The organism is Endozoicomonas sp. YOMI1 (genome assembly GCF_024606345.1).
Taxonomy (GTDB): Bacteria; Pseudomonadota; Gammaproteobacteria; order Pseudomonadales; family Endozoicomonadaceae; genus Endozoicomonas.
The window spans coordinates 1-2497 of the sequence record NZ_JAHHPM010000214.1 but is presented as its reverse complement, the minus strand read 5'-3'; the positions used below and the strand labels follow the sequence as shown (position 1 = coordinate 2497).

3 protein-coding genes are annotated in these 2497 nt (G+C 49.7%); 2 read left to right on the top strand and 1 reads right to left on the bottom strand.

The window, feature by feature from the left end; translation table 11 throughout:
* Nucleotides 1–122 precede the first annotated feature (122 nt).
* Nucleotides 123–347, top strand: a complete 225-nt coding sequence (locus KDK15_RS07395; RefSeq protein ID WP_257294720.1) for a hypothetical protein — start codon at nt 123–125, stop codon at nt 345–347.
* A gap of 59 nt (nt 348–406) precedes the next feature.
* Here KDK15_RS07395 and KDK15_RS07390 read toward each other — a convergent pair whose 3' ends face one another.
* The gene (locus tag KDK15_RS07390; protein WP_257294719.1) at nt 407–751 is read right to left on the bottom strand and encodes a hypothetical protein; all 345 of its coding nucleotides are present in this window, start codon (nt 749–751) and stop codon (nt 407–409) included.
* A gap of 257 nt (nt 752–1008) precedes the next feature.
* On the opposite strand from KDK15_RS07390, the gene KDK15_RS07385 reads away from it, so the two are divergent.
* A complete protein-coding gene (locus KDK15_RS07385; RefSeq protein WP_257294718.1) occupies nt 1009–2445 on the top strand; it encodes an isochorismate synthase MenF in 1437 nt (478 codons plus the stop codon).
* Nucleotides 2446–2497: the final 52 nt, after the last annotated feature.

The window sequence follows — 2497 nt, the reverse complement described above, 5'->3', positions numbered from 1 at the left end:
TATTTGACGAAGAAGCAGGAATTTTTAGACCAATTTATCGCAACCGCAGTAGGGCGGACTATTCTCGGACAGCCTCCTAGGGTGGCCTCCCAGAGGCCCAAGTTGTTTTAGGTGAGTTGACGATGAAGCAAATAAAAGTTGCAGTCAGAAAGAAAGGATCCAGAAGCGCTCAGGAATTCAGTGAAGCAGACAGTGAGCTGAAACAGACACTGGAACGACTGGCAAAAAAGGGGCTGAACCCTATGCAGATGTGCCAGAAGCTGATTGAACATGAGGTGAAGCATCCCGGCGGCGGGGACTGGACCTATGACCGGGTCGTTGAGGAATGTGAGCGGTTGAAAGTGTGATGCCCCGGCAGCCAATCGGTGAGGTTGTCTCTTCCTGAGCGCAACTTCACCATTTACCGTTATTTTTTTGTGGTCTTCAGCAGATTCTGGAAGCGGCGCAGCTTCTCTTCCTGAGTCAGCTGAGGGGCAGGCTCCGATGGCTCCTGAATAAGCGGGCTGTAATCCAGCGCTGAAGCTTCCTCTGCTGTTTCCTGTGGTGTTGCGCGTTCCTGAAGCCAGTTATCCATCACATCAAGGGCCTCCAACAACCCCTGATGTTCATCCGATACAGTCAGGTCCTCAGGATCCGCCATCTGGTTTATTTTTTTTACCAGGTTACTGCGAATTTGGAGAATTCGCTCCTCCGAGATCTGTTCCCTGTTCTGTTGCAGCCATTGTCTGGCTGACTCTCCATTGGTGGCCATGGTGAATAGTTACCCGTACTGATGAAACTGATCAAGGGGTCAGTTCTGTTGAAAGGTATGAATTTCAGTGTTGAAAGAAGTGCAATGATAAAAAGTTGCGTTGAAAAATTCATCTACTATTACACTCATTGGGTTATACCCTTAGGTGTGGCATGGTTTTTCTCGGTAAATACGATCCAGATACCGGTGGCCAATCTACGTACAATTTCATTATCTTACGATGCTTTATTGTTAACTTATCTTATTGGCAGGGTATCTTGACCAGTGTAATTCAGGCTCAGTTTGCATTGATGGTGGAACAGTTGGAAAAGCTGTTATCTCAGCCTGTGCCTGAAAAGCGGCTGGTCAGAGTTGAGCTCCCTTTGCCGGTCATTCATCTGCTGGGCTTTCTGGCTGCACAGGACTGCTGTGAAAAAGCGTTCTGGAGAGACAGGGAAGGCGATCATGCGATAGCGACTCTCGGTTATAGCTGGTCAGAAACATTATCCTGTCGGCAGGACCTGGCTTGTGCATTGACCAATGCCCATAAACTCTTGAGTCATCTGCCGGAGCATGGCAGCAGTCACTGCCTCTGCTATCTCTCTTTTGCGGACGATGAATGTTCAATATGGCCTGCTTTTGGTTATGGCATGGTCATCCTGCCACTGCTGGAACTGGTTCAGACTCGCGAGGGAATGGTGCTGGGGGTGAACCTCAGGTCTGACAATGCTTTGGCATACCGTAGCAGTATTCGCAAAGCTCTGGGGATTATCGCAGCACTCAACTACAGCCAGCAGTTGCCCGAGGCTGACTTTACGTTTCAGCTTGCAGGTTACCAGCCGGATGCGAATGTCTGGAATCAACTGGTTGGCAAGGCCAGACAGGCCTTTGCATCAGGCGTACTGGATAAGGTGGTGTTGTCCCGGGCAACGTGTCTGAAACTTGAGGGGCATCTCTCCCCGTTCTCATTGCTTTACCCATGGCAGCAGGCGAACCCGCATTCCTATCAGTTCCTGTTTCAGAGGCAGGGACAAACTTTTTTTGGTTGCTCTCCTGAGCGATTGGTGAAGCGACTGGAAAATATTATTTCTACCGAGGCCCTGGCAGGCACTATTGTCCGTGGTCAGAACCCGCTTGAAGATGCTCAGCTGGAAAGCCTGCTGATGAGCGATGGTAAAAATATCCATGAAAACCGTCTGGTTCTGGATGATATCTGCCATAGGCTGCAACCACTCTGTCAGTCTCTGGAAGCGGATCGCAGCCACTCGATTGTGAAACTGCGCCATATTCAGCATTTGCGTTACCAGATTCGTGGCGTACTGAACCACGACGTGTGTGATCAACAGTTATTGGACGTACTTCATCCGACCCCGGCAGTGGGGGGCGCTCCAAGAGAGGAAGCATTTTCGTTTATTGCAGCCAACGAACCCTACGCTCGTGGTTTGTATGCCGGTGTGTGTGGGATTGTTGGTATTCAAAAGAGTGATTTCAGTGTGGCAATTCGCAGCGCCCGTCTGGCTGATAACCTGATGCTCTACTCCGGTGCGGGTATTGTGGAAGACTCGGTGGCCGACGAAGAGTGGTCCGAGTTGGACAATAAAATTGCCACGGTACTGGATATTCTTGATCGTCAACAGACCGGTGATATCGCTGTATTGTCGGGTCAGGCAGGGCAACGTGTTGACAGTAAACATAATTTTGCAGCGCTCTCTTAAGTAGTTAACCAAATGAAATCATATTTTCTGGCTAAGTGATCAGTCACTCTGC

What these genes read in the sequence shown, in the direction of transcription:
- KDK15_RS07395 (WP_257294720.1), top strand. Translation starts at nt 123, where the DNA reads ATGAAGCAAATAAAAGTTGCAGTCAGAAAGAAAGGATCCAGAAGCGCT.
- KDK15_RS07390 (WP_257294719.1), bottom strand. Translation starts at nt 751, where the DNA reads ATGGCCACCAATGGAGAGTCAGCCAGACAATGGCTGCAACAGAACAGG.